The following is a 24,869-nucleotide window of genomic DNA, read 5'->3' as shown; positions in this document are numbered from 1 at the left end:
GTACGCGGCCGCGCTCGCCGCGCTGGCAGCCGCGGGCGGCTATGCGGCGCTCGCCGGCTTCAACGTGCCGGCGCAGCGCGCATGGTGGATGATCGCGGCCGGTGGCATCGCGTATCTGGCCGGGCGCAGCGTGCCGACGTCCGCGGTGCTGTGCGCGTCGCTCGGCGGCGTGCTGCTTGCCGATCCGTGGGCCGTGCTGTCGGCCGGGTTCTGGCTGTCGTTCGGGGCGGTCGCGGTGATCCTGCTGGCCGTGGCCGGCTGGCGTGCCGCGCGTGAGGCCGGTGCCGAAAGCGAGGAGGGCGACGGCACGGCCGGCCTGTCGAGCCGGTTGCGCGCGTGGAGTGCACGTGCGGGGCGCCGTATCGCCGAAGCCACGCGCGTGCAATACGCGGTGACGATCGGTCTCGCGCCGCTCACGGCTGCATGGTTCGCGCAGATATCCCTGTCGGGCCCGTTCGGCAATGCGTTCGCGATTCCGTGGGTCAGCTCGGTCGTGACGCCGGTCGTGCTGGCCGGCATCGGGCTGCCCGCGCCGCTCGATGCGTATGCGTTCCGCCTTGCGCACGCGGCGCTCGAACCGATGATGACGTTGCTGGGACACCTCGCCGACTGGCCGGCCGGCGTGTACTGGCTGCGCATGCCCGACTGGCCGGTGCTGGTGCTGGCCTGCGTGGGCGTCGCATGGGCGCTGATGCCGCGCGGCTGGCCGTTGCGCTGGGCGGCACCGCTCACGTGGCTGCCGCTCGTCGCGCCGGCAGCCGATGCGCCGCCGCCGGGTGGTTTCCGGCTGACGGTGCTCGACGTCGGGCAGGGGGCGTCGGTACTGGTGGAGACGGCGCGGCGCACCTTGCTGTTCGATGCGGGGCCGGGCGCGGAGTCGACCCATGCCGGCGCACGGATCGTCGCGCCTGCATTGCGTGCGCGCGGCATCGCGACGATCGATTCGCTCGTGCTCAGTCATGCGGATGCCGATCATGCGGGCGGCGCACCGGCCGTCTATGCGGCTGCCGACGTGCGCCAGCTGCTGGCCGGCATCGCGCCGAACAGCCGACTGTGGCGCGACGCCGCGGCCGCCGGCGTCGCCGACCGGCTGCCATGCGTGGCCGGGCAGCGCTGGACCTGGGACGGCGTCGTCTTCACGATGCTCTGGCCTCCGGATGGCACGGGCACGGGCTCGTCGAACGGGCAGTCGTGCGTGCTGCGCATCGACGCGGGCGGGACGTCCGCGCTGCTGACGGGCGACAACGAGGCGCGCGGCGAACGCCAGCTCGTGGACGCCGCGCGCGACACGCTGGCCGCGCAGATCCTGGTCGTTCCGCACCACGGCAGCCGCACGTCGTCGGTCGAGCCTTTCCTCGATTCGGTCGGGCCGCGCGTCGCGGTATTTCCTGTAGGCTATCGCAATCGTTTCGGACATCCGCACCGATCGGTTCTCGCCCGTTACGAGGCGCGCGGGATTCCGCTGCCGCGCACCGACCGCGACGGCGCCATACGGTTCGACGTTGCGCCGGCCGAAGGCGGTTTCGCGTTCGAGCGTTATCGCGACGCTCGGCGACGGTACTGGATGGATCGGTGATCGCGGCGAGGGCAGGCGTATCAATAGAGAAGGCCCGGGGCCCGCGCTCAATGCCGAGGCACGGGCCCGGCAGAATGCGAAGCATGAGGCCGGAGTAGGTGCTAAAGCGCCAACTCCGGTCGACAAAGGAGACATCGGCGTTTGAAGGACATCCTCCATTTCTCGCACGCGAACGGCTTTCCGGCGTCGACATACCGCACGATCTTCGCCGAACTGGCCGACGACTACGAGCTGCGCTACATCGAACGGATCGGCCACGACCGCCGCTACCCGGTGACGCGCGACTGGCCGCATCTCGTCGAGCAACTGCTCGACGACATCGGCAGCCGCTACGAGCGTCCCGTCTGGCTCGTCGGCCATTCGCTCGGCGGCTACCTGTCGCTGATGGCCGCGCTGAAGAAGCCGCAATGGGTGCGCGGCGTCGTGATGATCGACTCGCCGATCATCGCGGGCTGGCGCGCGGGAGCATTGCGCGCGAGCCAGTGGGCGGGGCTCGACGAGCGGCTGTCGCCGGCCGCCGCGACGCGCAACCGGCGCACGCGCTGGGTGAGCCGCGACGAAGTCTGGCGGCACTTCCGCGAGAAACCGGCGTTCGCCCGCTGGGACGAACGGATGCTGGCCGACTACATCGACTACGGGATCCCGCAGGCCGGCGCCGACGGCGAGCGCGCGCTCGCGTTCGACCGGCAGGTCGAATACCTGATCTACCGGACGCTGCCGCACACGCTCGGCCCACGGCTTGCGCACGGCGCGCCGGTGCCGCTCGGCTTTCTCGCCGGCACGCATTCGCGTGAAGTGCGCCAGGTCGGGCTCGATGCGACGCGCCGCGCGGCGCGCGGCCGCGTCGAATGGCTGGAAGGCAGCCACCTATTCCCGATGGAGCGGCCCCTCGAGACCGCCCGCGCATTGCAGCGGATGCTGAATTCGCTGAAGGCGGCGGAGGGCGATGTGTCGCACGGCGGCACCCCGCTCGCGAAGCGCGCCTGACGCACGGTTTTGGCGGCCGGGGCGCGGCCCCGGCGGGCGGTTGCGTCCCGGCGCGCACGGCTGGTGCGGGGCGTCGCGAAAGGGCACGATCATCGAGTCAATTGCTGAGAGAAGGGCGGGCTTTACGGTATAATCCGTTTTTCCCGCGAGCATCCAGCGATGACCAAATATGTTTTCGTCACCGGCGGCGTAGTTTCTTCCCTTGGCAAGGGTATTGCCGCCGCTTCCCTCGCCGCGATCCTCGAATCGCGCGGTCTGAAAGTCACCCTCCTCAAACTCGATCCCTACATCAACGTCGACCCCGGCACGATGAGCCCGTTCCAGCACGGCGAAGTGTTCGTGACGGAAGATGGAGCGGAGACGGACCTCGACCTCGGCCACTATGAGCGCTTCATCAGCACGAAGATGCGCAAGGCCAACAACTTCACGACCGGCCAGATCTACGAATCGGTGATCCGCAAGGAACGCCGCGGCGACTATCTCGGCAAGACCGTGCAGGTCATTCCGCACATCACGAACGAAATCCAGGCGTTCATCGAGCGCGGGGCCGCGTCGGCCACCTGCGGTGAGCCGGATGTCGCGATCGTCGAGATCGGCGGCACGGTCGGCGACATCGAATCGCTGCCGTTCCTCGAAGCCGCGCGCCAGATGAGCCTGCGCCTCGGCCGCAACAGCGCGTGCTTCGTGCACCTGACGCTGGTGCCGTACGTCGCGACGGCCGGCGAGCTGAAGACGAAGCCGACCCAGCACAGCGTGCAGAAGCTGCGCGAGATCGGCATCTTGCCGCACGTGCTGCTGTGCCGTGCGGATCGCCGCATTCCGGACGACGAATCGAAGAAGATCTCGATGTTCTCGAACGTGCCGGAAGACGCCGTGATCTCGGTGTGGGACGCCGACAGCATCTACAAGATTCCGCAGATGCTGCACGACCAGGGCCTCGACCGCATCATCTGCGAGGAACTGAAGCTGTCGCCGAAGGACGCCGACCTGACCATGTGGTCGGTGCTCGTCGAGAAGCTCGAGAACCCGAAGCACGAAGTGACGATCGGCATGGTCGGCAAGTACGTCGACCTGACCGAGTCGTACAAGTCGCTGATCGAGGCGCTGCGCCACGCATCGCTGCACACGTCGACCAAGGTCAACATCGAATACATCGACTCGGAAGAGATCGAGACGAACGGTGTCGACAGCCTGAAGCACCTCGATGCCGTGCTGGTGCCGGGCGGTTTCGGCCGTCGCGGCACGGAAGGCAAGATCGCGGCGATCCGCTATGCGCGTGAAGCCAAGGTGCCGTATCTCGGCATCTGCCTCGGCATGCAGCTCGCGGTGATCGAATTCGCGCGCGACGTCGTCGGCCTGAAGCAGGCGAACAGCACCGAATTCGAGCCGGACACGCCGGAACGCGTGGTCGCGCTGATCACCGAATGGTACGACCGCGACGGCAAGGTCGAGACGCGCACCGAGGAATCCGATCTCGGCGGCACGATGCGCCTGGGTTCGCAGCGCTGCCCGATCAAGCCCGGCACGATGGCGGAAGAAATCTATGGCAAGGACGTGAACGAGCGCCATCGCCACCGTTATGAAGTCAATAACCGCTTCGTGCCCCAGCTCGAAGCCGGCGGCCTTATCATCAGCGCCCGTACCCCGAGCGAGGATCTGCCGGAAATGATGGAACTGCCGCGTTCGATGCACCCGTGGTTCGTCGGCGTCCAGTTCCACCCAGAATTCACGTCCACGCCGCGTGACGGTCATCCCCTGTTCAAATCGTTCGTCGAAGCCGCGCTCGCCAACAAGCAAGCGCGCGGAGTGCAAGCATGAAGCTGTGCGATTTCGAGGTCGGTCTCGACAAGCCTTTCTTCCTGATCGCGGGTACCTGCGTCGTCGAATCGGAGCAAATGACGATCGACACGGCAGGCCGCCTGAAGGAGATCTGCGCGAAGCTGAACGTTCCGTTCATCTACAAGTCGTCCTACGACAAGGCAAACCGCAGCTCGGGCAAGTCGTTTCGCGGCCTCGGAATGGACGAGGGCCTGCGGATCCTGTCCGAGGTGAAGCGCCAGCTCGGCCTGCCGGTGCTGACCGACGTGCATGCGATCGACGAGATCGAGCAGGTCGCGTCGGTCGTCGACGTGCTGCAGACGCCGGCGTTCCTGTGCCGCCAGACCGATTTCATCCATGCGTGCGCGCGCTCGGGCAAGCCCGTCAACATCAAGAAGGGCCAGTTTCTCGCCCCGCACGACATGAAGAACGTGATCGACAAGGCGCGCGACGCGGCCCGTGAAGCGGGGCTGTCGGAAGACCGCTTCATGGCGTGCGAGCGCGGTGTCTCGTTCGGCTACAACAATCTCGTGTCGGACATGCGTTCGCTCGCGATCATGCGCGAGACGAGTGCGCCGGTCGTGTTCGACGCGACCCACTCGGTGCAGCTGCCGGGCGGGCAGGGCACGAGCTCGGGCGGCCAGCGCGAATTCGTGCCGGTGCTCGCACGTGCGGCGGTCGCGACGGGCGTCGCAGGCCTCTTCATGGAAACGCACCCGAATCCGGCGGAGGCGAAGTCGGACGGCCCGAACGCGGTGCCGCTGAACCGGATGGGCGCGCTGCTGGAGACACTCGTCACGCTCGACCAGGCGGTGAAGCGCAATCCGTTCCTGGAAAACGATTTCAATTAAAGATCGAATGAACCTTGCGACGGCTTCGCGCGTCAGTAGCGAAAGCGGTTCAGGCGCGCGCGCCGTCGCAGTTTGAAGAATCCATCGTCATTCTCAGAGGAAACCCATGAGTGCAATCGTAGATATCATCGGCCGCGAGATTCTGGATTCGCGCGGCAACCCCACCGTCGAATGCGACGTGCTGCTCGAATCGGGCACGATGGGCCGCGCGGCGGTGCCGTCGGGCGCGTCCACCGGCTCGCGTGAAGCGATCGAACTGCGCGACGGCGAAGCCGGCCGCTACAACGGCAAGGGCGTGCTGAAGGCAGTCGAGCACATCAACACCGAAATCTCCGAAGCCATCATGGGCCTCGACGCGTCGGAACAGGCGTTCCTCGACAAGACGCTGCTCGAGCTGGACGGCACCGACAACAAGTCGCGCCTCGGCGCGAACGCGATGCTGGCCGTGTCGATGGCCGTCGCGAAGGCGGCCGCCGAAGAGGCAGGCCTGCCGCTGTACCGCTACTTCGGCGGTTCGGGCGCAATGCAACTGCCGGTGCCGATGATGAACATCGTCAACGGCGGCGCGCACGCGAACAACAGCCTCGACATCCAGGAATTCATGATCGTCCCGGTCAGCCAGCCGACGTTCCGTGAAGCCCTGCGTTGCGGCGCGGAAGTGTTCCACGCACTGAAGAAGATCCTGAGCGACCGCGGCATGAGCACGGCAGTCGGCGACGAAGGCGGCTTTGCGCCGAACTTCGGCAGCAACGACGAGTGCCTGTCGACGATCCTGCAGGCGATCGAGAAGGCCGGCTACCGTGCGGGTGAAGACGTGCTGCTCGCGCTCGACTGCGCGGCATCCGAGTTCTACCACGACGGCAAGTACCAACTGGCGGGCGAAGGCCTGCAACTGTCGTCGGCCGAATTCACCGACTACCTCGCGACGCTCGCCGACAAGTTCCCGATCGTGTCGATCGAGGACGGCATGCACGAAAGCGACTGGGAAGGCTGGAAGCTGCTGACCGACCGCCTCGGCAAGAAGGTGCAACTGGTCGGCGACGACCTGTTCGTCACGAACACGCGCATCCTGAAGGAAGGCATCGAGAAGGGCATCGCGAACTCGATCCTCATCAAGATCAACCAGATCGGTACGCTGACCGAAACGTTCGCGGCCATCGAAATGGCGAAGCGCGCAGGCTACACGGCCGTGATCTCGCACCGATCGGGCGAAACGGAAGATTCGACGATCGCCGACATCGCGGTCGGCCTGAACGCCGGTCAGATCAAGACGGGTTCGCTGTCGCGCAGCGACCGTATCTCGAAGTACAACCAGCTGCTGCGTATCGAGGAAGATCTCGGCGACATCGCGAGCTACCCGGGTAAATCGGCTTTCTATAACCTGCGCTAACGCGCTACTATCGGGTTCGTCATATCGACGCCGCTCTGTGCATGTGCGCGGAGCGGCGCTTCTTATATCTGCGGTTCTTACATGCGGCTTGTCACTGTCGTCCTGATTGCCTTGCTGGCGCTCATTCAGTACCCCCTATGGTGGGGACACGGCGGCTGGCTGCGGGTGCATGAATTGCGTCAGCAGCTCGACGACCAGCTCCAGAAGAATGCGGACGAGAAGCTGCGCAACGAGCGCACTGCAGGCGAGGTGCAAGATCTGCAGAGCGGTACCGCGGCCATCGAGGAGCGTGCGCGCTACGAGATGGGCATGGTGAAGGACGGCGAGGTATTCGTGCAGTTCGTGTCGCCGAATGCGCCGGCCGTGCCGCTGAACAACACGCCGTCGAATACGTCGACGCGCGGCGCCGTGTCCGCGGCGCCGGTGCGTGTCGTGCCGAATCCGCAGTCGATCGCGAAGCCGTCGCGGCATCATGGCGGCGACAAGGGCAAGGCCGCACATCACTGAGCACGGTTGCTCGAACCCATTGAAAAAGCGCGGGAAATGCCGCGCTTTTTTATTTCCTGCTGGTAGTCAATCGGCTGAGCGATGCACGCTCACCACCACCATCCCGGGTAGCCGTAGCTGATGCCCGTGCCCCAGCGATTGCCCCATCCGCCGTAATACCCGCCGTAGACGGTCACGGGCGGTGGCGAGTAATAGGCCCATGCGCGCGCGGCCGCTTCGGCTGCCATCGCGCTGTTCTGTTCGCGCAGCACCTGCTGGTCGATCTCGTCATAGCGCTTGCGTTCGGCGCTCGACAGCGCGGGCGGCTGGCCGCCCGATACACCGGGTTCGGGCAGGCGGCTCAGGATCGTGGAAGTCGGCGGCGGCATCGCGCAGCCGGCCAGCGCGAGCGTGCCGGCGGCAACGCTCGTCAGGACGATGATGCGAAACGGTCGATGAAGCGGTCGATGAAACGGTCGATGAAGCGGGCGATTCATGTGTTTCTCCTGCAGCGCGCCGACGGCGGGAAGCGGCTTGCGCCGAAGTGCGGGACTTCGACGCGTGAGCCGTGCGTGCGACGCTCGTGCGTCATTATGCGCCCGTGCCCGGATGGCGGGCATCGGGCCGCCGCTCAGTGACGCTGGTCGGTCGCGGGCGCGATGCCCGTCTCGACGCCGGGTGCGGCGAACAGCTGCGCGACGTCGACCGGATCGAATTCGTAGCGCTGGTTGCAGAACTCGCAATGGATCTCGACGTGGCCGCGCTCGACGATCACGCTGTCGACTTCTTCGCGGCCGAGCATGCGCAGCATCGCACCGACCTTCTCGCGCGAGCACGAGCACTGGAAGCGCGTGCCGGCCGGTTCGAAGTGCTGCACGTTTTCCTGCCAGAACAGCCGGCGGAACACCACTTCCGGTTCGACCTCGAGCAGTTCCTGCGCGGACAGCGTACCGCCGAGCGTGCAGACGCGCTCCCACGTATCGGTATCGGTTTCGGCATTACGCGGCACGATGCCGCCGTCGCCCGGCAGCTTCTGCAGCAGCATGCCGACAGCGCGGTCGCGATCGGCCGCGAGCCACATCCGCGTGTCGAGCTGCTCCGAGTGATGCATGTAATGCTCGAGCACCTGCGAGACGGATTCGAGCGGGCCGTCGACGCCGTTGAGCGGCACGATGCCCTGGTACGGCTGCTGGCCCGGCAGCTTGTTGGCCGGGTCGAGCGTGATCACGCAACGGCCGTGACCGCTCGCATTGACGAGCGACGCGAAGCTCGTGTCTTCGCCGATCGTCTGCGCCGCGTCGCCGGCGAACTTCGCGGTGGCCCGCATCGACAGATCCGAACCGCACTGGACGACCAGCATCTGGACCGGCCCGTCGCCGAAGATCTGCATGATCAGGGTGCCGTTGAATTTCAGGTTCGCGGACAGCAGCGCGCACGCGGCCATCATCTCGCCGAGCACCGTGCGCACGGGGGCAGGGTAGTCGCGGCGGGAGAGCACTTCCTGCCACGTATTGCGCAGCGAAACGATCTCGCCGCGCACGGGCGCCGCATTGAACATGAATTTCTGTAACTGGTCGCTCACTCTTCTTCCTTGAAATCCGTGCGAATCACCCGATCCGCACGAGTTGCTCCTTGAAATGCGCACGCCGCTCGACGTATGTCGTCGCGTTCGTGCGCAGCCGCGCAATGTCTTCCGCCGACAGCCCGCGCACGACTTTCGCCGGTGCGCCGAGAATCAGCGAGTTGTCCGGGAACGTCTTGCCTTCCGTCACGACCGCGCCGGCACCCACCAGACAGTTGCGGCCGATTACCGCGCCATTCAAGACCACCGCCTGGATACCGACCAGCGAACCTTCGCCGATCGTGCAGCCGTGCAGCATGGCCTGGTGCCCGATCGTCACGTTTTCGGCAATCGTCAGCGGAAAGCCGGGGTCGGTATGCAGGACCGCGCCTTCCTGGACGTTGCTGCCTGCGCCGACGGTAATCGTCTCGTTGTCGCCGCGAATCGTCGCGCCGAACCAGACGCTCGCGTTCTCCTCGAGCACGACCTTGCCGATGATGGCCGCCGTATCGGCGACGAATACGCTTTCGTGGATCGTCGGGGCCGTATCGCCCAGCTTGTAGATCGTCACGGAGTCTCCTTGTCTCTTCGGTGATGGGCGCCGGTAGAATGGCGCGTCCGGTTTGCCCGGCGCAATTGCATTGCGCCGCGGAACAATCGCCTATTGTAAACCGTCGAGTGCGTGCGCTCCCGCGATGCGCGCGCAGGGTGTCCCCGTTTATGAGCATGGAGTCTTCTTCTTTCGGCAATGTGCCCGCCTGCGTGCGCCGCGCCGCGCTTGCCGCGCTGCGTGACGCGGAACCCGCGGCCAAGGCCGCACAGGTGCGCTTGCTCTACGAGGCGCTGCTGTCCGGGCAGGCAACGATCGCCCCGTCGCTCGAATTGCCCGAGCCGGCCGATCTGCCTGGGCGCCCGGCGCGCCCGCCGCTCGTCGAGCCGCGCCAGCTCGAGCGGCGCAGCATGCGTTCGCCCGAAGGGCGCGCCGTGCTGCTGCACGCGCTTGCCCATATCGAGTTCAATGCGATCAACCTGGCGCTCGACGCGGTCTGGCGCTTCGCGGGCCTGCCGGGCGTTTTCTACGCGGACTGGCTGAAGGTCGCGGCCGAGGAGGCCTATCACTTCACGCTGCTGTCCGAGCGCCTGGCGGCATTCGGGCATGTGTATGGCGATTTTCCCGCGCACAACGGTCTGTGGGAGATGTGCGAGCGGACCAAGGGCGATGTGCTGGCGCGCATGGCGCTCGTGCCGCGCACGCTCGAGGCCCGCGGGCTCGACGCCTCGCCGCCGATCCGTGCGCGGCTCGTACAGGCGGGCGACGATGCGTCGGCCGCGATCCTCGACGTGATCCTGCGCGACGAAATCGGCCATGTCGCGATCGGCAACCGCTGGTTCCGGCATGTGTGCGACGAAGCCGGCCGCGATCCCGTGCCGACCTACCGGCAGCTCGCCGAGCAATACCATGCGCCGCGGCTGCGTGGCCCGTTCAATTTCGATGCACGCCGCGATGCCGGATTCGAGCAGGCCGAACTCGACGAACTGGCCGCGCAGGACGGGGCGGACGGCAGCGCGCCACGCTAGCCGGCTCGCGTTCGGCCGCGTTTCGACTGTCTCCGCCGTCCCGTGCGCCCGGCAGATGGGCGCTGCCCGGCGGCTCCTTGCGTCCTGGCGCCGCTAGAGCGGTGCCTCGATTGCCGGACACCGGAACGAAGGTGTCGCCGCTATAATCGAACGACCATTCTTTTTTCTGGCGGCTGCAATGAATGCCTCGAGTTCTGTTTCCGATTTCGTCACGGTGCGCGGTGTCCAGCTGCATGTCCGGCGCTGGGGCCGGCCCGATGCGCCGACGCTGTTCATGCTGCACGGCTGGATGGACGTCGCGGCGTCGTTCCAGTTCGTCGTCGATGCGCTCGCGGGCGACTGGCAGGTGATCGCGCCCGATGCGCGCGGTTTCGGGTTGTCCGACTGGCCGGTCGCGCGGCAGGGCGGCGGCCACTATTGGTTCCACGAATACCTGGGCGACCTCGATGCGCTTGTCGACCACTATGCGCCGACCGGCGAAGTCAACCTGGTCGGGCACAGCATGGGCGCGAACGTCGTGTGCCTGTATGCCGGCGCGCGGCCGGAGCGCGTGCGGCGCGTGGTCGATCTCGAGGGTTTCGGGCTTGCCCCCGCGCGGGCCGAGCAGGCGCCGCGCCGGCTGCGCGGCTGGCTAGACGAGTTGCGCGAACCGCCCGCGCTGCGCCCTTATGCGTCACTCGACGACGTGGCGGCGCGCCTGACCAGGACCAATCCGCGGCTCGACCCGCGCCGCGCCGCGTTCCTCGCCGCGCACTGGTCGAAGCGCGGCGACGACGGCCTCTACCACCTGCTGGCCGACCCCGCGCACAAGATGCCGGGCCCGCAGCTGTACCGGCTCGACGAAGTGATGGCCACCTGGGCGCAGGTGCGCGCGAAGGTGCTGCATGTCGAGGCCGTCAATTCGCCGACGCTGGCGTACATTGCCGGCGACATCCCGCTGCCGGAATTCAAGGCGCGTTTCAACGCGTTCCCCGACTGGCGCGAAAAGCTCGTCGAGGATGCCGGCCACATGGTGCATCACGACCAGCCCGAGCAGATCGCGGCGCTGATCGAGGCGTTCTGCGCATAAGCGCGTGATGGCAGCGGCGGGGCAGGCGGCCGGCGCATTGCCGCGTTGCAGTAGAATGAAGCCTTACCTGCCATGCCGACAATGAACGCTGATCTCCACTGCCATTCGAATGTTTCCGACGGGTTGCTGTCGCCTGCCGACGTCGCGCGCCGCGCCCATGCCGGCGGCGTGACCCTGTGGGCGTTGACCGACCACGACGAGATCGGCGGCCAGGCGGCAGCGCGCAGCGAGGCGGAAGCGCTTGGCATGCGCTACCTGAGCGGCGTCGAGATTTCCGTCACGTGGGCGTCGCGCACCGTGCACATCGTCGGCCTGAATGTCGACCCCGCGAATCCGGTGCTGGTCGACGGCCTGTACCGCACGCGCCACGGCCGCGCGGCGCGCGCGGTGGCAATCGGCGAGCAGCTCGCCACGCTCGGCATTCCCGGCGCATACGAAGGCGCGCTGAAGTACGTGTCGAATCCCGACCTGATCTCGCGCACGCACTTCGCCCGCTTTCTCGTCGAGAACGGGCACGCCACGTCGACGTCCGACGTGTTCGATCGCGTGCTCGGCGACGGCAAGCCCGGGTTCGTCCCGCACCGCTGGGCGACGCTGCCCGACGCCGTCGCGTGGATTCGGGCGGCCGGCGGCGAAGCCGTGGTCGCGCATCCGGGTCGTTACCGCTATACGCCCGTCGAATTCGACGCGTTCTTCGGCGAGTTCATCGATCTGGGCGGCCGCGCGATCGAAGTCGTCACGGGCAGCCACACGCCCGACCAGTACCGCGAATACGCGGACGTCGCACGCCGCTTCGGCTTCGAAGCGTCGCGCGGCTCGGATTTCCATGCGCCAGGCGAGGGCCGTGTCGAGCTCGGCAGCCTGCCGCCGTTGCCGCCCGACCTGACACCGGTCTGGGACCGCTGGCTCTGACGCCGGGCGGCGGCCCGCCGTCCGCGTTGCCGCCGGCGCGCGCATCCGACTTTTCCCCTTTTACGTACCCCCATGTCCCAGTTCTTCAGGATTCACCCGGATAATCCGCAGCCGCGCCTGATCAAGCAGGCCGTGGAGATCGTCAGCAAGGGCGGCGTGATCGCGATGCCGACCGATTCAAGCTATGCGCTCGCGTGCCATCTCGACGACAAGGACGCGGTCGAGCGCGTGCGCCGGATTCGCGGCCTCGACGAGAAGCAGCACCTGTCGCTGCTCGTGCGCGACCTGTCGGAGCTCGCCAACTTCGCGATGGTCGACAACCGCCGGTACCGGCAGATCAAGTCGGTGACGCCCGGCCCGTACGTCTTCATCCTGCAGGCGACGAAGGAAGTGCCGCGCCGGCTGTCGCACCCGTCGCGCAAGACGATCGGGCTGCGCGTGCCCGAGCACGCGATCACGCTCGCGTTGCTGGAATCGCTTGGGCAGCCGCTGCTCGGCACGACGCTGATCCTGCCGCCGGACGACGAGCCGCTCAACGATCCCGAAGACATCCGCGCGCGGCTCGAGAAGCAGGTCGACCTCGTGATCGACGGTGGCGCATGCCCGCGCGAGCCGTCGACGGTGATCGACCTGACCGGCGACGAACCCGAGCTCGTGCGCGCGGGGCGCGGTGCGCTCGAGCCGTTCGGACTCTCGGCGGCGTAAGCGCGCCGTTCCATTTTTTGCGCGAGTGCGCTTGTTACAATAACGCGATATGGATGCTTCCCTGATACAGACCATCGCCGTCTACGCGCTGCCCGTGATCTTCGCGATCACGTTGCACGAGGCCGCGCACGGCTACGCCGCCCGCCTGCTCGGCGACAACACCGCCTACATGATGGGGCGCGTGTCGTTCAACCCGATGCGTCACATCGATCCGCTCGGCACGATCGCGATCCCGCTCGCGATGTATTTCCTGACGGGCGGCGCGTTCCTGTTCGGCTATGCGAAGCCGGTGCCGGTGTCGTTCGGCAACCTGCGCGATCCGCGCTGGGGCAGCCTGTGGGTGTCGCTCGCAGGCCCGGCCTGCAACTTCGTGCAGGCGCTGATCTGGGGCGTGCTGACCCTCGTGCTGCCCGCCGTCGGCATCGACGAGCCGTTCTTCACGCGGATGGCGTTTGCCGGCGTGAGCGCGAACCTCGTGCTCGGCGTGCTGAACCTGTTTCCGCTGCCGCCGCTCGACGGCGGCCGCATCCTGGCGGCGCTGCTGCCGACGAAGCAATCGATCGCGCTGTCGCGCATCGAGCCGTACGGTTTCATCATCGTCCTCGTGCTGGTCGCGACGGGCGTGCTGACGAACTTCTGGCTGCGCCCGCTCGTCAACGTCGGCTACGCCGTCCTGAGCGCCATCCTGTCCCCATTCGCCTCGCTCCTCTAACGACAATCATGTTCCCTGAACGTATTTTCTCCGGCATGCGGCCCACCGGGTCGCTGCACCTCGGTCATTACCACGGCGTGCTGAAAAACTGGGTGAAGCTGCAGTCCGAGTACCCGTGCTTCTTCTGCGTCGTCGACTGGCATGCGCTGACGACGCACTACGAGACTCCCGAGGTCATCGAGAAGAACGTGTGGGACGTGCTGATCGACTGGCTCGCGTCCGGCATCGACCCGGCGCAGGCCACGCTGTTCATCCAGAGCAAGGTGCCCGAGCATGCCGAACTCGCGCTGCTGCTCGGCATGAGCACGCCGCTCGGCTGGCTCGAACGCGTGCCGACCTACAAGGAGCAGATGGAGAAGCTGAAGGACAAGGATCTGTCGACCTACGGCTTCCTCGGCTACCCGGTGCTGATGGCGGCCGACATTCTGCTGTATCGCGGCTCGCTCGTGCCGGTCGGTGAAGACCAGGTGCCGCACGTCGAGATGACGCGCGAGATCGCGCGCCGCTTCAACTACCTGTACGGCCGCGAGCCGGGCTTCGAGGAGAAGGCGCTCGATGCCGCGAAGAAACTCGGCGGCAAGCGCGCGAAGCTCTATCACGAGCTGCGCAACGCCTATCAGCAGGAGGGCGACGACGAGGCGCTCGAACAGGCGCGCGCGATGCTGCAGGAGTCGCAGAGCCTGTCGATGAGCGACCGCGAGCGCCTGTTCGGCTATCTCGAAGGCGCGCGCAAGATCATCCTCGTCGAGCCGCAGGCGCTCCTGACCGAAGCATCGCGGATGCCGGGACTCGACGGGCAGAAGATGTCCAAGTCGTACGGCAACACGATCGGCCTGCGTGAAGACGCCGAGACGATCACGAAGAAGGTCCGCACGATGCCGACCGATCCCGCGCGCGTGCGCCGCACCGATCCGGGCGATCCCGACAAGTGCCCGGTGTGGCAGTTGCACCAGGTCTATACGGACGAAGCGACGCACGACTGGGTGCAGAAGGGCTGCCGCTCGGCGGGTATCGGCTGCCTCGACTGCAAGCAGCCGGTCGTCGAAGGCATCCTGCGCGAGCAACAACCGATGCTCGAGCGCGCGCAGAAGTACATGGACGATCCGTCGCTGCTGCGCGCGATCGTCGCGGACGGTTGCGACAAGGCGCGCAAGTATGCGACGGAAACGATGCGCGACGTGCGCGACGCGATGGGCCTGTCGTACAACTGATCGACCGCATGAGTGCATCCGTCATCGCCGCCGCGGGCGGTCACGTCGTCCAGGCCGAGCCGTCGCGCTGGGTCGCGCAATGGTCGCGGCTTGTGCCGGCAGGCGGCGCGGTGCTGGATGTCGCCGCGGGCAGTGGCCGCCATGCGCGCTGGTTCGCGGCGCACGGGCATCCGGTCGTCGCACTCGACCGCAACCCGGACGCACTGGCCGCGTTGCGTGCGATTCCGGGCGTCGACGCCCGCGACGCCAATCTCGAAGGCGCGCCGTGGCCGTTGCCGGCCGGCGAGCAGTTTTCGGCGGTGATCGTCACGAATTACCTGCATCGTCCGCTCTGGCCCCATCTGCTCGATGCGGTGGCGCCGGGCGGCGTGCTCATCTACGAAACCTTCGCGCAAGGAAACGAAACGGTCGGGAAACCGTCCAACCCCGCGTTCCTGCTCGCCCCGGGCGAGCTGCTGGGCGCCGTGCACGGCCGCCTGCGGGTGGTCGCGTACGAGGACGGGTTCGTCGCCGCGCCGCGCGAGGCGTTCGTCCAGCGTCTCTGCGCAGTGTGCGAGGGCGCGACCCCGAAGGCGGGGGCGGGAATTCCACGTTACGAACTGCCCGGCTAATCCGCTACAATCTCAACGTTTACCGGTACATAATCTCAATCGCGTTTCATGGCTAACGGCACCCAAGACGGCATTCAAATCCGCGGCAGCATCCCCGCGATCGTCACCCCGATGCTCGAAGACGGCAGTCTCGACCTGCCGGCGTTTCGCAAACTGATCGACTGGCATGTCGCGGAAGGCACCGATGCGCTCGTCGTGGTCGGTACGAGCGGCGAGTCGGCAACGCTCAACGTCGAAGAGCACATCCTGATGATCCGCACGGCGGTCGAGCATGCGGCGAAACGCATCCCGATCATCGCCGGCGCGGGCGGCAACTCGACCGCCGAGGCGATCGAGCTGACGAAGCACGCGAAGGCCGTCGGCGCGGACGCGACGCTGCAGGTCGTGCCGTACTACAACAAGCCGACGCAGGAAGGCATGTATCGTCACTTCAAGGCGATCGCCGAAGCGGTCGACCTGCCGGTGATCCTGTACAACGTGCCGGGCCGCACGGTCGCGGACATGGCGAACGAGACGATGCTGCGCCTCGCGGACGTCCCGGGCATCATCGGCGTGAAGGAAGCGACCGGCAACATCGATCGCGCCGCTCACCTGATCAAGGCCGCGCCGAAGCATTTCGCGATCTACAGCGGCGACGATCCGACCGCGATCGCGCTGATGCTGCTCGGCGGCCACGGCAACATCTCGGTGACGGCGAACGTCGCACCGCGCGCGATGAGCGACCTGTGCCGCGCGGCGCTGGCCGGCGACGTACAGACGGCTCGCGCGCTGCACATGAAGCTGCTGTCGCTGCACAAGAACCTGTTCATCGAGGCGAACCCGATTCCGGTGAAGTGGGCGCTGCAGGCGATGGGCAAGATGCAGGGCGGCATCCGGCTGCCGCTCACCGCGCTCGACGAGCGCTGCCACGAAGCCGTGCGTTCGGCCCTCGTCGAGGCCGGCGTCCTCGCCTGATGCCGAGGCGGCCGCGTCCTGCGGCCGCCGGCTCGAACCCTGATAACCCGCACCGGCCGGCTCCGTCCGGCGCCGCTCCTGACGAGCGTTCTAGCAAGACGAAGGATTTCATGAAACGTTTCGCCTTTTCCTCTCGCGCCATCCAGATGTCGGTGGTGGCGCTGGCGCTGGGCGCGCTCGCCGGCTGCGATACGCTGAACGAATATCTGGCCCCCGACCGGGTCAACTACAAGAACACCGGTTCGGCGCCGCCGCTCGCGGTGCCGAGCGACCTGAAGCCAGTGCCGACGACGCAGCAGTTCGTCGCGCCGCCGAGCAACGCCGGCCTCGGCACGCTGCCGCCGCGGGTCACGACGCAGGCCGGCAACGCGACCGACGGCATCCCGAGCGCGCAGGATCCGCTCGGCATGCACATCGAGCGCGACGGCGACCGCCGCTGGCTCGTCGTCGATGGCCGGACGCCCGAGCAGCTGTGGCCGATCCTGAAGGAGTTCTGGCAGGAGAACGGCTTCTCGCTGAAGACCGATGCGCCGTCGACGGGCATCATGGCCACCGACTGGGCCGAAAACCGCGCGAACATTCCCGACGACTGGTTCCGCCGCACGATCGGCAAGGTCATCGATTTCGCGTACTCGTCCGGCACGCGCGATCGCTTCCGTACGCTCGTGAACCGCACGTCGGACGGCAACACCGACATCTCGATCACGCACAGCGCGATGGAAGAAATGATGGTCGGCCCGCAGGGCGGCACGTCATCGCGCTGGGAAGAGCGTCCGCGTAACCCGGTGCTCGAAGCGGTATTCCTGTCGAAGCTGATGCAGAAGTTCGGCCTGACCGATGCGCAGGCGAAACAGCTGCTGACCGATGCGCGTCCCGCGACGGCACCGGCGCAGGTCAGCGACACGAGCAGCGGCGGGGCGACACTGCAGCTGGCCGAGTCGTTCGACCGCGCATGGCTGCGCGTGGGCCTGGCGCTCGACCGCACCAACTTCACGGTCGACAATCGCGATCGCGAGAAGGGCGTGTACACCGTGCGCTACGCGAACACGATGGAAGAGCTCAAGCGCGACGGCCTGTTCGGCAAGCTGTTCTACGGCGGCCCGTCGGCCGCGAAGCCGGGCAAGGAATACCTCGTCAACGTGCGCGCGCAGGGCAACGGCGGCACGCAGGTCGCGGTGGTTGGCGCGAACGGCCAGGTCGACAACTCGTCGGACGCGCAGCGGATCATTTCGCTGCTCCACGCGCAGCTGAACTGAGCGCGTGCGTTTCGCCAGCCTCGGAAGCGGCAGCGAAGGCAACGCGCTGGTCGTCGAGGCCTCGAGCGGCACGACGACCACCCGCGTGCTGCTCGACTGCGGCTTTTCCGCCAAGGAGGTCGAGCGCCGGCTCGGCCGACTGAATCTCTGCATCGGCGATCTCGATGCGATCCTCATTACCCACGAACACAGCGACCACGTCGGCAGTGCGCTGACGCTCGCTCGCCGCGCATCGCTGCCGCTCTACATGAGCTGGGGCACCGCGCGCGCGGTCGGCGCGGACGAGGCCGATGTCGATCTCCACGTGCTGTGGGGCGACGAGACGGCCGCGATACGCGATCTGGCGGTGATGCCCTATACGGTCCCTCACGATGCGCGCGAACCGCTCCAGTTCGTCTTTATGGACGGCGCCAGCCGGCTCGGCGTGCTGACGGACGTCGGCATGGCCACGCCGCACATCACGACCGTCCTGAGCGGCTGTGACGCGCTGGTGCTCGAATCCAACCACGACACCGCAATGCTGGCCGCGAGCCGCTATCCGCAGTCGCTGAAAGCGCGCATCGGCGGCAACCACGGCCACCTGAGCAACGACGCGGCGGCGGACATCCTCGCGTCGCTCGAACGCAGCCGCCTCCAGCACCTGGTCGCAGCGCACCTGAGCCAGCAGAACAACCTGCCGGAACTGGTCCGCCAGGCGTTTGGCGGCGTACTGGGGACGAGTGGGGAGGACGTGGTCGTGGCCACGCAGGACGCGGGCTTCGACTGGCTGGCGCTCGGATGAGCGGGGCAGGGCCGCCGCGGCGGCACGGTGCGACTAGCCCGGTGGCAGGCGCTGAAACGACAGACGTAAAAAAACCGGCCCTCGGGCCGGTTTTTTTCAGCTGACGCTGAGGCTTACTGGCTTGCGCCCGAAGCCGGAGCAGCCGTCGCTGCCGAAGCAGCCGACGCCACTGCAGCCGCAGCGTCGCTCGCAGCAGCCGTTGCCGACGAAGCAGCAGCCGAAGCGTCGCTCGCAGCACCAGCAACTGCCGAAGCAGCCGTCGAAGCAGCAGCAGCTGCGTCGCTTGCAGCCGACGAAGCAGCTTGATCAGCGCTCTTGTTGCAAGCAGCCAGTGCAACAGCAGCCAACAGGGAAGCTACGAGGAGGGATTTCTTCATGATCACGTCCTTTTATGGTTAAAGGTAAGCAACAGCGCGAAACAATACCGGTAATGTGCTCCAACACCGACCTGGGCCGCTGGTGGAGACGCACTTCTAGAGCGTGAATCTTCCCTACGGCTTGGGCGGAAATTATATGCACTTTCCTATCGACCGTCGACAAATGCGGGGTCAATACGTTGTCTTTCCCATACAGAATTTGATCCGTACGGGCATACGGGGCGACTCACACTAATTCCGGTTTCCGACCCGTATCCAGCCCGCACGATACCACTCGTGCAACAAGGCTGTCATTGAAGGACCCCGGGATAGTGTTACAAACCGTTTCGCCTCCATCTGGCGTTGATTGGCCAGTTCGGGCAGCCATTCGCTGGCCTGCTCGAGCGGTCCTTCCTCGCCATTAATGAAGTACGAGCGCGCGTTATACATCAATGCAGCCCTTCTGTCGAGACAAACGCCGCGGCGTGACGCTTGCGTGACGAACGCGGCCTCGGACAGCGGGCGCGCGGGCGGGTCGAAAACGACGTTCGGCTTGGGCTCGCTCAGGTAGCAGCCGAGGAACTCGGCGACGTCGCGCTTGCGCCAGCGGATCGCGTCGACGATCTCGGCAACGCGCTCGACCAGCGCCGGAGGCAGTTGCGCGGGTGTGTCGACGGCCGGCTGCTTCGGATCGCGGTAGAGGTCGTCACCGCCCCTGTCGTGCAGGCCGCCGCGCTCCGCGAGATAGTACAGGAACTGGGCGCCCAGTTCGCCGGCGGACGGGGCCCGGAAGCCGATCGAGCAGGTCATGCATTCGCCTTCTGCAACGCCGTCGTGCGCAATGTGCGGCGGCAGGTAGAGCATGTCGCCGGGCTCCAGCACCCATTCGTCGCTCGGCTCGAAGTTCTCGAGGATCTTCAGCGGCACGTCCGGTTGCAGCGACAGGTCCTTCTGCGCACCGACGCGCCAGCGGCGCCGGCCTTCGACCTGCAGCAGGAAGACGTCATACGAATCGAAGTGCGGGCCGACGCCGCCGCCGTCCGTCGCATACGAGATCATCAGGTCGTCCAGGCGCGCGTCGGGGATGAAGCGGAAGCGGTCGAGCAGCGCGCGCGCCGCATCGACGTGCAGGTCGAGCCCTTGCACGAGCAGGGTCCAGGCCTTGCGCGTGACGACGGGCAGGGAACCGGGCTCGAACGGGCCGTGCGCCAGTTGCCACTTGTTACGAAAATGGGTGATCAGTCGCGATTCCGCGTCATAGTCCGCTGCGAGTTCGAACAGCGCGTCGCGCGAGACCGGCGACGCGATGCCGGGGATCGCCTGGCGGATCAGGAGCGGCTTCTTCTGCCAGTAGCCGCGCATGAATTGCGCCGGCGTAAGACCGCCGAGCAGCGGTGTGGGAAGATCGGAGGGCGGCGCGCCGAGCGGGGCAGCAGCGGCATCCCGCGGTTCGGCTTGAGACCGGTTGCGCATCGTATAATGAGACTTGTATTTGGGAGAATTGGATGAAAATCGCAAAAAACACCGTCGTGTCGGTCACTTACAAGCTGTCGGATGCACAGGGCAATCTGATCGAGGAAAGCGACGAGCCGATGGTCTATCTGCACGGCGGCTATGATGGCACGTTCCCCAAGATCGAGGAACAGCTCGATGGCCATGAGCAGGGTTACCAGGCGCAGATTCAGCTCGAGCCGCAGGACGCGTTCGGCGACTACGATCCCGAACTCGTGAAGATCGAGCCGCGCGATCGTTTTCCCGAGCCGCTCGAAGTGGGCATGCAGTTCGAAGGCACGCCGGAAGACGGCGACGAGGAAGTCGATTCGCTGATCTACACGGTCACCGACGTCGCCGAAGACAAGGTCGTGCTGGACGGCAATCACCCGCTGGCGGGCATGGCGCTGCGTTTCGAGCTCACCGTGAAGGACGTTCGCGAAGCAACCGAAGACGAGATCGAGCACGAGCACGCGCATGGTGCGGAAGGGCTCGAGATCGTCGACGAAGACGAAGATGAGGACGGCGAAGCGCCGTCAGGGCGCACCCTGCACTGAGCTCGCAGGCAGGCCGGGCACCGGCCCCGACGCGCCGCCCGGTGCGGCGCCGTCGCCCTGCAGTGGCGGCGCGACCGACGACGAGTCGGGCAGCGCCGGCAACGCAGGGATTTCCGGCATCTGCGGCAGCGGGACGTCGTCACGCGGCACGAGCGGCAGCGCGGGCGGGATGGGCAGGTTCTTCGGCACTTCCTGCAGACTCACGTTGAAGATCGTCTGCCGTGCCGGCGACACATTCACCTTGATCCACTGATTCGTCGGATGGCGCGGTCCGATCGCGACGCGCGTCACGTTGCCTACCAGTTCACCGTTGTCAGCGTGTAGCGGACGGTCGATCAGGAAGCCGTTCGCAAGCGGTTCGCCGCTCGCGTGCATCACGAGTATCGGGCCGCGGAACGTCGCCGCCGCCTTTACCAGCGTTCGTTTCAACTCACGGAAGCCGTCGCGCACGCGTGGCCGGTTGAAACGCAGCCATGCGAAGCGTTCCGCGCGTTCATAGCGTTCGAACTGCGGATCGCCTTCGAACATCACCACCATCGCGCGGGCCTCGCGCCGCTTCGCGTATTCGGCCGCGTGGTCGATCCAGAAACCATTCGCGATGATGCGATCCTCGAATTCGCCGTTGCGGCCGCCGGCTGTCAGGTAGTGGTTGTTCGGCGCTGGCGCGTTGAGCGCGACGTAGACGATGTCGTCGCGCATCCAGCGTGCGTTTTCCCGATACGGCCGGAACCGTGCGACTTCGCTTTCCCGCGTGATCTGCAGTGCACCGGGGTCGGGCAGTGCCGAATCGGCGAGCAGCGTCTGCCGCAGGAAGTCGAGCCGCTCGACCGGATCGTAGCCGCCGCCGGCCGCGGTGTTGCACGTTGCCCAGTCGTCGTGGCCGGGAATGAACACGAGCGGTACCCGTGCCGCATCCAGGATCGCGCCGCGCTGCGAATACAGTGCATCGCGGCACGCTTCCTTCGAACCCTTGAGATCGCCTGCATAGACGACGAACGCGAGGTTGCGCTCGCGCGCGATCGCATCGAGCAAACGCTGGGCGGCGGGTTCGTCCGCAGGGGCGTTGATCACACCCGACACGACCGCGAACGAGTAGGGCGCGGTGCCGCGCTTCGGCGGCGCGGCCAGCGCGGCGGCCTGCGCGAGCGCGAGCACGGCCGCGACGAGCGCCGCGGCGGTGCGAGCCGGCAGGCCGCGCGGGATGCGCTTACGCGTGCCCGTCGGCATCGTGCGACCGGACCAGCGTGCGCAGTTCGTACAGCAGGTCGAGCGCCTCGCGCGGCTTGAGATCGTCGGGATCGATGTCGCGCAGTTTCTCGAGCGCCGGATGCGGGGTGTCGGGCAGCGCCGGCGCGTCCGCGCATTCGAGATCGTCGGCGGCCACCGGCGGCGCGCTGAACAGGTCGAGTTGCGGCGTGTGCTGCGACGCCGACTGCTGTTCGAGATACGCGAGGTGCTTGCGCGCGGCGCGGATCACGGGCGCCGGAACGCCCGCGAGCTGCGCGACCTGCAGGCCGTAGCTCTGGTTGGCCGGGCCTTCGTTGACCGCGTGCAGGAACACGATGCCGTGGCCGTGCTCGACGGCCGACAGGTGGACGTTGGCCGCTTGCGGGAATTCGGCCGGCAGTTGCGTCAGCTCGAAGTAGTGCGTCGCGAACAGCGTGTAGCACGCGTTGTGCGCCAGCAGGTGGCGCGCGATGGCCCACGCGAGCGCGAGGCCGTCGAACGTCGACGTGCCGCGGCCGATCTCGTCCATCAGCACGAGGCTTTGCGGTGTCGCGTCGTTGAGGATTGCCGCGGCTTCGGTCATCTCGACCATGAAGGTCGAGCGGCCGCCCGCGAGATCGTCCGCCGCGCCGATGCGCGTGAAGATCCGGTCGATCGGGCCGAAGCATGCCGACTTCGCCGGCACGTAGCTGCCCACGTAAGCCATCAGCGCGATCAATGCGGTCTGCCGCATGAACGTCGACTTACCACCCATATTCGGGCCGGTGATCAGCAGCAGCTTGCGCTCGGTGCCGAAGCGGCAGTCGTTCGCGATGAACTGTTCGACCTGCGCTTCGACGACCGGGTGGCGGCCCTGTTCGATTTCGATGCCGATCTCGTCGGTGAAGGTCGGCGCGACCCAGTCGAGCGCGCGGGCGCGTTCGGCGAATGCGGCGAGCAGGTCGAGTTCGGCGAGTGCCGATGCGACGCGCTGGCACTCGGGGATGAACGGCAGCAGCGCCTGCAGCACCGCGTCGTACAGCGCGCGCTCGCGCGCCAGTGCGCGTTCCTGCGCGGACAGTGCCTTGTCCTCGAAGGTCTTCAGTTCGGGCGTGATGTAGCGCTCGGCATTCTTCAGTGTCTGGCGCCGGCGGTAGTCGTCGGGCACCTTGTCGGTCTGGCCGCGCGTGACCTCGATGTAGAAGCCGTGCACCTTGTTGTATTCGACGCGCAGGTTCGCGATGCCGGTGCGCGTGCGCTCGCGCGCTTCGAGATCGATCAGGAACTGCCCGCAGTTTTCCGAGATGTCGCGCAACTCGTCGAGCTCGGCGTCATAGCCGCGCGCGATCACACCGCCGTCGCGCACCATCGCGGCCGGTTCGGGCGCAATCGCGCTCGTCAGCAGGTCGAGGCATTCGGCGGGCGGTGCGAGTGCTGCGTCGACGCGGGTGAGTGCGTCGGCATTCGCGACGATCGCGCTGATGCGCTCGCGCAGGGCCGGCAGGGCGGCGAACGTGTCGCGCAGGCTCGACAGGTCGCGCGGGCGAGCAGACAGCAGGGCGAGACGCCCGGTGATCCGTTCGACGTCGGCGATCTGGCGCAGCGCGCTGCGCAGCGCATCGAGGCTTGCGTTGGCCGGTGCATCGAGCAGCGCACCGATCGCTTGCTGGCGCGACTGCGCGGCGACCGACGCGCGCGGCGGATGGTGCAGCCAGTGACGCAGCAGGCGGCTGCCCATCGTCGTGCAGCAGGTGTCGAGCAGCGAATAGAGGGTCGGCGACTCGGTGCCGCGCAACGTCTCGGTCAGTTCGAGGTTGCGGCGCGTGGCCGGATCGAGCCCGATGTACTCGGTTTCGTTCTCGACCTTCAGGCTGCGCACGTGCCGGAGCTGCTGGCCCTGCGTGGCTGCTGCATAGAGCAGCAACGCACCGGCTGCGCCGCACGCGCTCGTCAGCGAATGCGCGCCGAAGCCGTCGAGGCTTGCGACATCGAGCTGGTCGCACAGGCGCTGCGTGCCCGACGCGATGTCGAAGTGCCATGCCGGCACGCGCTTGCTTGCGCCCGCGCCTGCGGGCACGGCGTCGGTCGCGCCGTCCGGCGTCAGGATCTCGGCCGGCCGGATGCGCTCGAGCGCGGCAGCGAGCTGGTCGGGTTCGATTTCGGCGAGCCGCAGCGCGCCGCTCGCAAGGTTCAGCCATGCAAGGCCGATGTTTACCGCCACGCCACGCTTGTTGTGGCCCGTGCACATCGCGAGCAGATAGACGTCGTTCTTGTCGGACAGCAGTGCGGCATCGGTCAGCGTGCCGGGCGTGACGACGCGCACGACCTTGCGCTCGACGGGGCCCTTCGACGTGGCTGGATCGCCGATCTGCTCGCAGATCGCGACCGATTCGCCCATCTTCACGAGCTTGGCGAGATACTGCTCGACTGCGTGATGCGGTACGCCGGCCATCTTGATCGGCGTGCCGGCCGAGGCGCCGCGTTGCGTGAGGGTCAGGTCGAGCAGGCGTGCGGCTTTCTCCGCGTCTTCGAAGAACAGCTCGTAGAAGTCGCCCATCCGGTAGAAGACAAGCGTGTCGGGATGGTCGGCCTTGATGCGCAGGTACTGCTGCATCATTGGAGTGTGGCCGGCGAAGGCGTCGGGCGACAGCGTGGTCATAAGTCAGGCATGAAGTTGTTGCTTTGGTTGCCCGAGTTTACCAGTGGCTTCGATGTGCACGCGCGAAGTTGGCCGTTCGGCCGGTTCGCGGAGATCCGATCGGCGATTGTCGGCCCGGTACGATCGGTCGACCTTGCTTGCG

At 66.9% G+C, this 24,869-nt stretch carries 23 protein-coding genes; 17 read left to right on the top strand and 6 right to left on the bottom strand.

The window, feature by feature from the left end; translation table 11 throughout:
• The 6 genes from G3N64_RS11790 to ftsB form a co-directional block, all read left to right on the top strand.
• Positions 1-1,576, top strand: a 1,576-nt coding sequence (locus tag G3N64_RS11790) for a DNA internalization-related competence protein ComEC/Rec2 (protein WP_205784111.1), incomplete at its 5' end; no start/stop codon positions are given.
• A gap of 141 nt (positions 1,577-1,717) precedes the next feature.
• A complete protein-coding gene (locus G3N64_RS11785; protein WP_205784110.1) occupies positions 1,718-2,563 on the top strand; it encodes an alpha/beta hydrolase in 846 nt (281 codons plus the stop codon).
• Positions 2,564-2,722: 159 nt separating this feature from the next.
• Positions 2,723-4,381 carry a CTP synthase gene (locus G3N64_RS11780; protein ID WP_205784109.1) on the top strand — a complete coding sequence of 553 codons (1,659 nt, stop codon included), beginning with the start codon at positions 2,723-2,725 and terminating at the stop codon, positions 4,379-4,381.
• Positions 4,378-5,232: a 3-deoxy-8-phosphooctulonate synthase gene (gene kdsA / locus G3N64_RS11775; protein ID WP_205784108.1), complete on the top strand. Its 855-nt coding sequence runs from the start codon at positions 4,378-4,380 to the stop codon at positions 5,230-5,232. Before G3N64_RS11780 ends, kdsA begins: the two co-directional genes overlap by 4 nt.
• Before the next feature lie 106 nt (positions 5,233-5,338).
• Complete coding sequence (gene eno, locus G3N64_RS11770; protein ID WP_011352544.1) at positions 5,339-6,622, top strand: phosphopyruvate hydratase; 1,284 nt, start codon at positions 5,339-5,341, stop codon at positions 6,620-6,622.
• 81 nt (positions 6,623-6,703) lie between these two features.
• Complete coding sequence (gene ftsB, locus G3N64_RS11765) at positions 6,704-7,129, top strand: cell division protein FtsB (protein ID WP_205784107.1); 426 nt, start codon at positions 6,704-6,706, stop codon at positions 7,127-7,129.
• Between the two features lie 89 nt (positions 7,130-7,218).
• Here ftsB and G3N64_RS11760 read toward each other — a convergent pair whose 3' ends face one another.
• The 3 genes from G3N64_RS11760 to G3N64_RS11750 all read right to left on the bottom strand — a co-directional run bounded on the left by G3N64_RS11760 (position 7,219) and on the right by G3N64_RS11750 (position 9,240).
• Positions 7,219-7,605: a hypothetical protein gene (locus G3N64_RS11760; RefSeq protein ID WP_205784106.1), complete on the bottom strand. Its 387-nt coding sequence runs from the start codon at positions 7,603-7,605 to the stop codon at positions 7,219-7,221.
• Between the two features lie 134 nt (positions 7,606-7,739).
• Positions 7,740-8,690, bottom strand: coding sequence for an Hsp33 family molecular chaperone HslO (gene hslO / locus G3N64_RS11755; RefSeq protein ID WP_205784105.1), 951 nt, complete (start codon positions 8,688-8,690; stop codon positions 7,740-7,742).
• Between the two features lie 25 nt (positions 8,691-8,715).
• Positions 8,716-9,240, bottom strand: coding sequence for a gamma carbonic anhydrase family protein (locus G3N64_RS11750; RefSeq protein ID WP_205784104.1), 525 nt, complete (start codon positions 9,238-9,240; stop codon positions 8,716-8,718).
• 149 nt (positions 9,241-9,389) lie between these two features.
• Between G3N64_RS11750 and G3N64_RS11745 the strand changes: the two genes are divergently transcribed.
• The 10 genes from G3N64_RS11745 to G3N64_RS11700 all read left to right on the top strand — a co-directional run bounded on the left by G3N64_RS11745 (position 9,390) and on the right by G3N64_RS11700 (position 18,458).
• The gene (locus G3N64_RS11745) at positions 9,390-10,247 is read left to right on the top strand and encodes a ferritin-like domain-containing protein (protein WP_205784103.1); all 858 of its coding nucleotides are present in this window, start codon (positions 9,390-9,392) and stop codon (positions 10,245-10,247) included.
• A 178-nt stretch (positions 10,248-10,425) separates the two neighbouring features.
• Positions 10,426-11,316 (top strand): alpha/beta fold hydrolase, encoded by an 891-nt coding sequence (locus G3N64_RS11740; protein ID WP_205784102.1) that lies wholly within the window; start codon positions 10,426-10,428, stop codon positions 11,314-11,316.
• 81 nt (positions 11,317-11,397) lie between these two features.
• Positions 11,398-12,228, top strand: a complete 831-nt coding sequence (locus tag G3N64_RS11735) for a 3',5'-nucleoside bisphosphate phosphatase (RefSeq protein ID WP_205784101.1) — start codon at positions 11,398-11,400, stop codon at positions 12,226-12,228.
• A 72-nt stretch (positions 12,229-12,300) separates the two neighbouring features.
• On the top strand, positions 12,301-12,933 hold the full coding sequence (locus G3N64_RS11730; protein ID WP_205784100.1) for an L-threonylcarbamoyladenylate synthase: 633 nt from the start codon (positions 12,301-12,303) through the stop codon (positions 12,931-12,933).
• A 49-nt stretch (positions 12,934-12,982) separates the two neighbouring features.
• Complete coding sequence (locus G3N64_RS11725; protein ID WP_039364721.1) at positions 12,983-13,645, top strand: site-2 protease family protein; 663 nt, start codon at positions 12,983-12,985, stop codon at positions 13,643-13,645.
• Positions 13,646-13,653: 8 nt separating this feature from the next.
• A complete protein-coding gene (locus G3N64_RS11720) occupies positions 13,654-14,856 on the top strand; it encodes a tryptophan--tRNA ligase (protein ID WP_011352534.1) in 1,203 nt (400 codons plus the stop codon).
• A gap of 8 nt (positions 14,857-14,864) precedes the next feature.
• Positions 14,865-15,467, top strand: a complete 603-nt coding sequence (locus G3N64_RS11715) for a class I SAM-dependent methyltransferase (RefSeq protein WP_205784099.1) — start codon at positions 14,865-14,867, stop codon at positions 15,465-15,467.
• 48 nt (positions 15,468-15,515) lie between these two features.
• The gene (gene dapA / locus G3N64_RS11710) at positions 15,516-16,421 is read left to right on the top strand and encodes a 4-hydroxy-tetrahydrodipicolinate synthase (protein WP_205784098.1); all 906 of its coding nucleotides are present in this window, start codon (positions 15,516-15,518) and stop codon (positions 16,419-16,421) included.
• A 110-nt stretch (positions 16,422-16,531) separates the two neighbouring features.
• Positions 16,532-17,677: an outer membrane protein assembly factor BamC gene (gene bamC, locus G3N64_RS11705; RefSeq protein WP_205784097.1), complete on the top strand. Its 1,146-nt coding sequence runs from the start codon at positions 16,532-16,534 to the stop codon at positions 17,675-17,677.
• Positions 17,678-17,681: 4 nt separating this feature from the next.
• Complete coding sequence (locus G3N64_RS11700) at positions 17,682-18,458, top strand: MBL fold metallo-hydrolase (RefSeq protein WP_205784096.1); 777 nt, start codon at positions 17,682-17,684, stop codon at positions 18,456-18,458.
• Between the two features lie 608 nt (positions 18,459-19,066).
• Here the strand turns inward: G3N64_RS11700 and G3N64_RS11695 are convergent.
• Entirely contained in the window at positions 19,067-20,287 is a 1,221-nt protein-coding gene (locus G3N64_RS11695) for a cupin domain-containing protein (RefSeq protein WP_205784095.1), read from the bottom strand.
• A 32-nt stretch (positions 20,288-20,319) separates the two neighbouring features.
• Here G3N64_RS11695 and G3N64_RS11690 point away from each other — a divergent pair, with 32 nt between their 5' ends.
• Positions 20,320-20,862, top strand: coding sequence for a peptidylprolyl isomerase (locus tag G3N64_RS11690; RefSeq protein ID WP_205784094.1), 543 nt, complete (start codon positions 20,320-20,322; stop codon positions 20,860-20,862).
• On the opposite strand, the gene G3N64_RS11685 is transcribed toward G3N64_RS11690, so the two are convergent.
• Both G3N64_RS11685 and mutS read right to left on the bottom strand, forming a co-directional pair.
• Positions 20,842-22,089: a hypothetical protein gene (locus tag G3N64_RS11685; protein ID WP_205784093.1), complete on the bottom strand. Its 1,248-nt coding sequence runs from the start codon at positions 22,087-22,089 to the stop codon at positions 20,842-20,844. The two genes, G3N64_RS11690 and G3N64_RS11685, sit on opposite strands and share 21 nt — an antisense overlap.
• Positions 22,070-24,727 (bottom strand): DNA mismatch repair protein MutS, encoded by a 2,658-nt coding sequence (gene mutS / locus G3N64_RS11680; protein WP_205784092.1) that lies wholly within the window; start codon positions 24,725-24,727, stop codon positions 22,070-22,072. Before mutS ends, G3N64_RS11685 begins: the two co-directional genes overlap by 20 nt.
• Between the last annotated feature and the right edge of the window lie 142 nt (positions 24,728-24,869).

The organism is Burkholderia sp. Ac-20344, assembly GCF_017104975.1.
GTDB lineage: Bacteria > Pseudomonadota > Gammaproteobacteria > Burkholderiales > Burkholderiaceae > Burkholderia.
The sequence above is the reverse complement of the archived record's forward strand: the minus strand, read 5'-3'. Positions and strand labels throughout refer to the sequence as shown.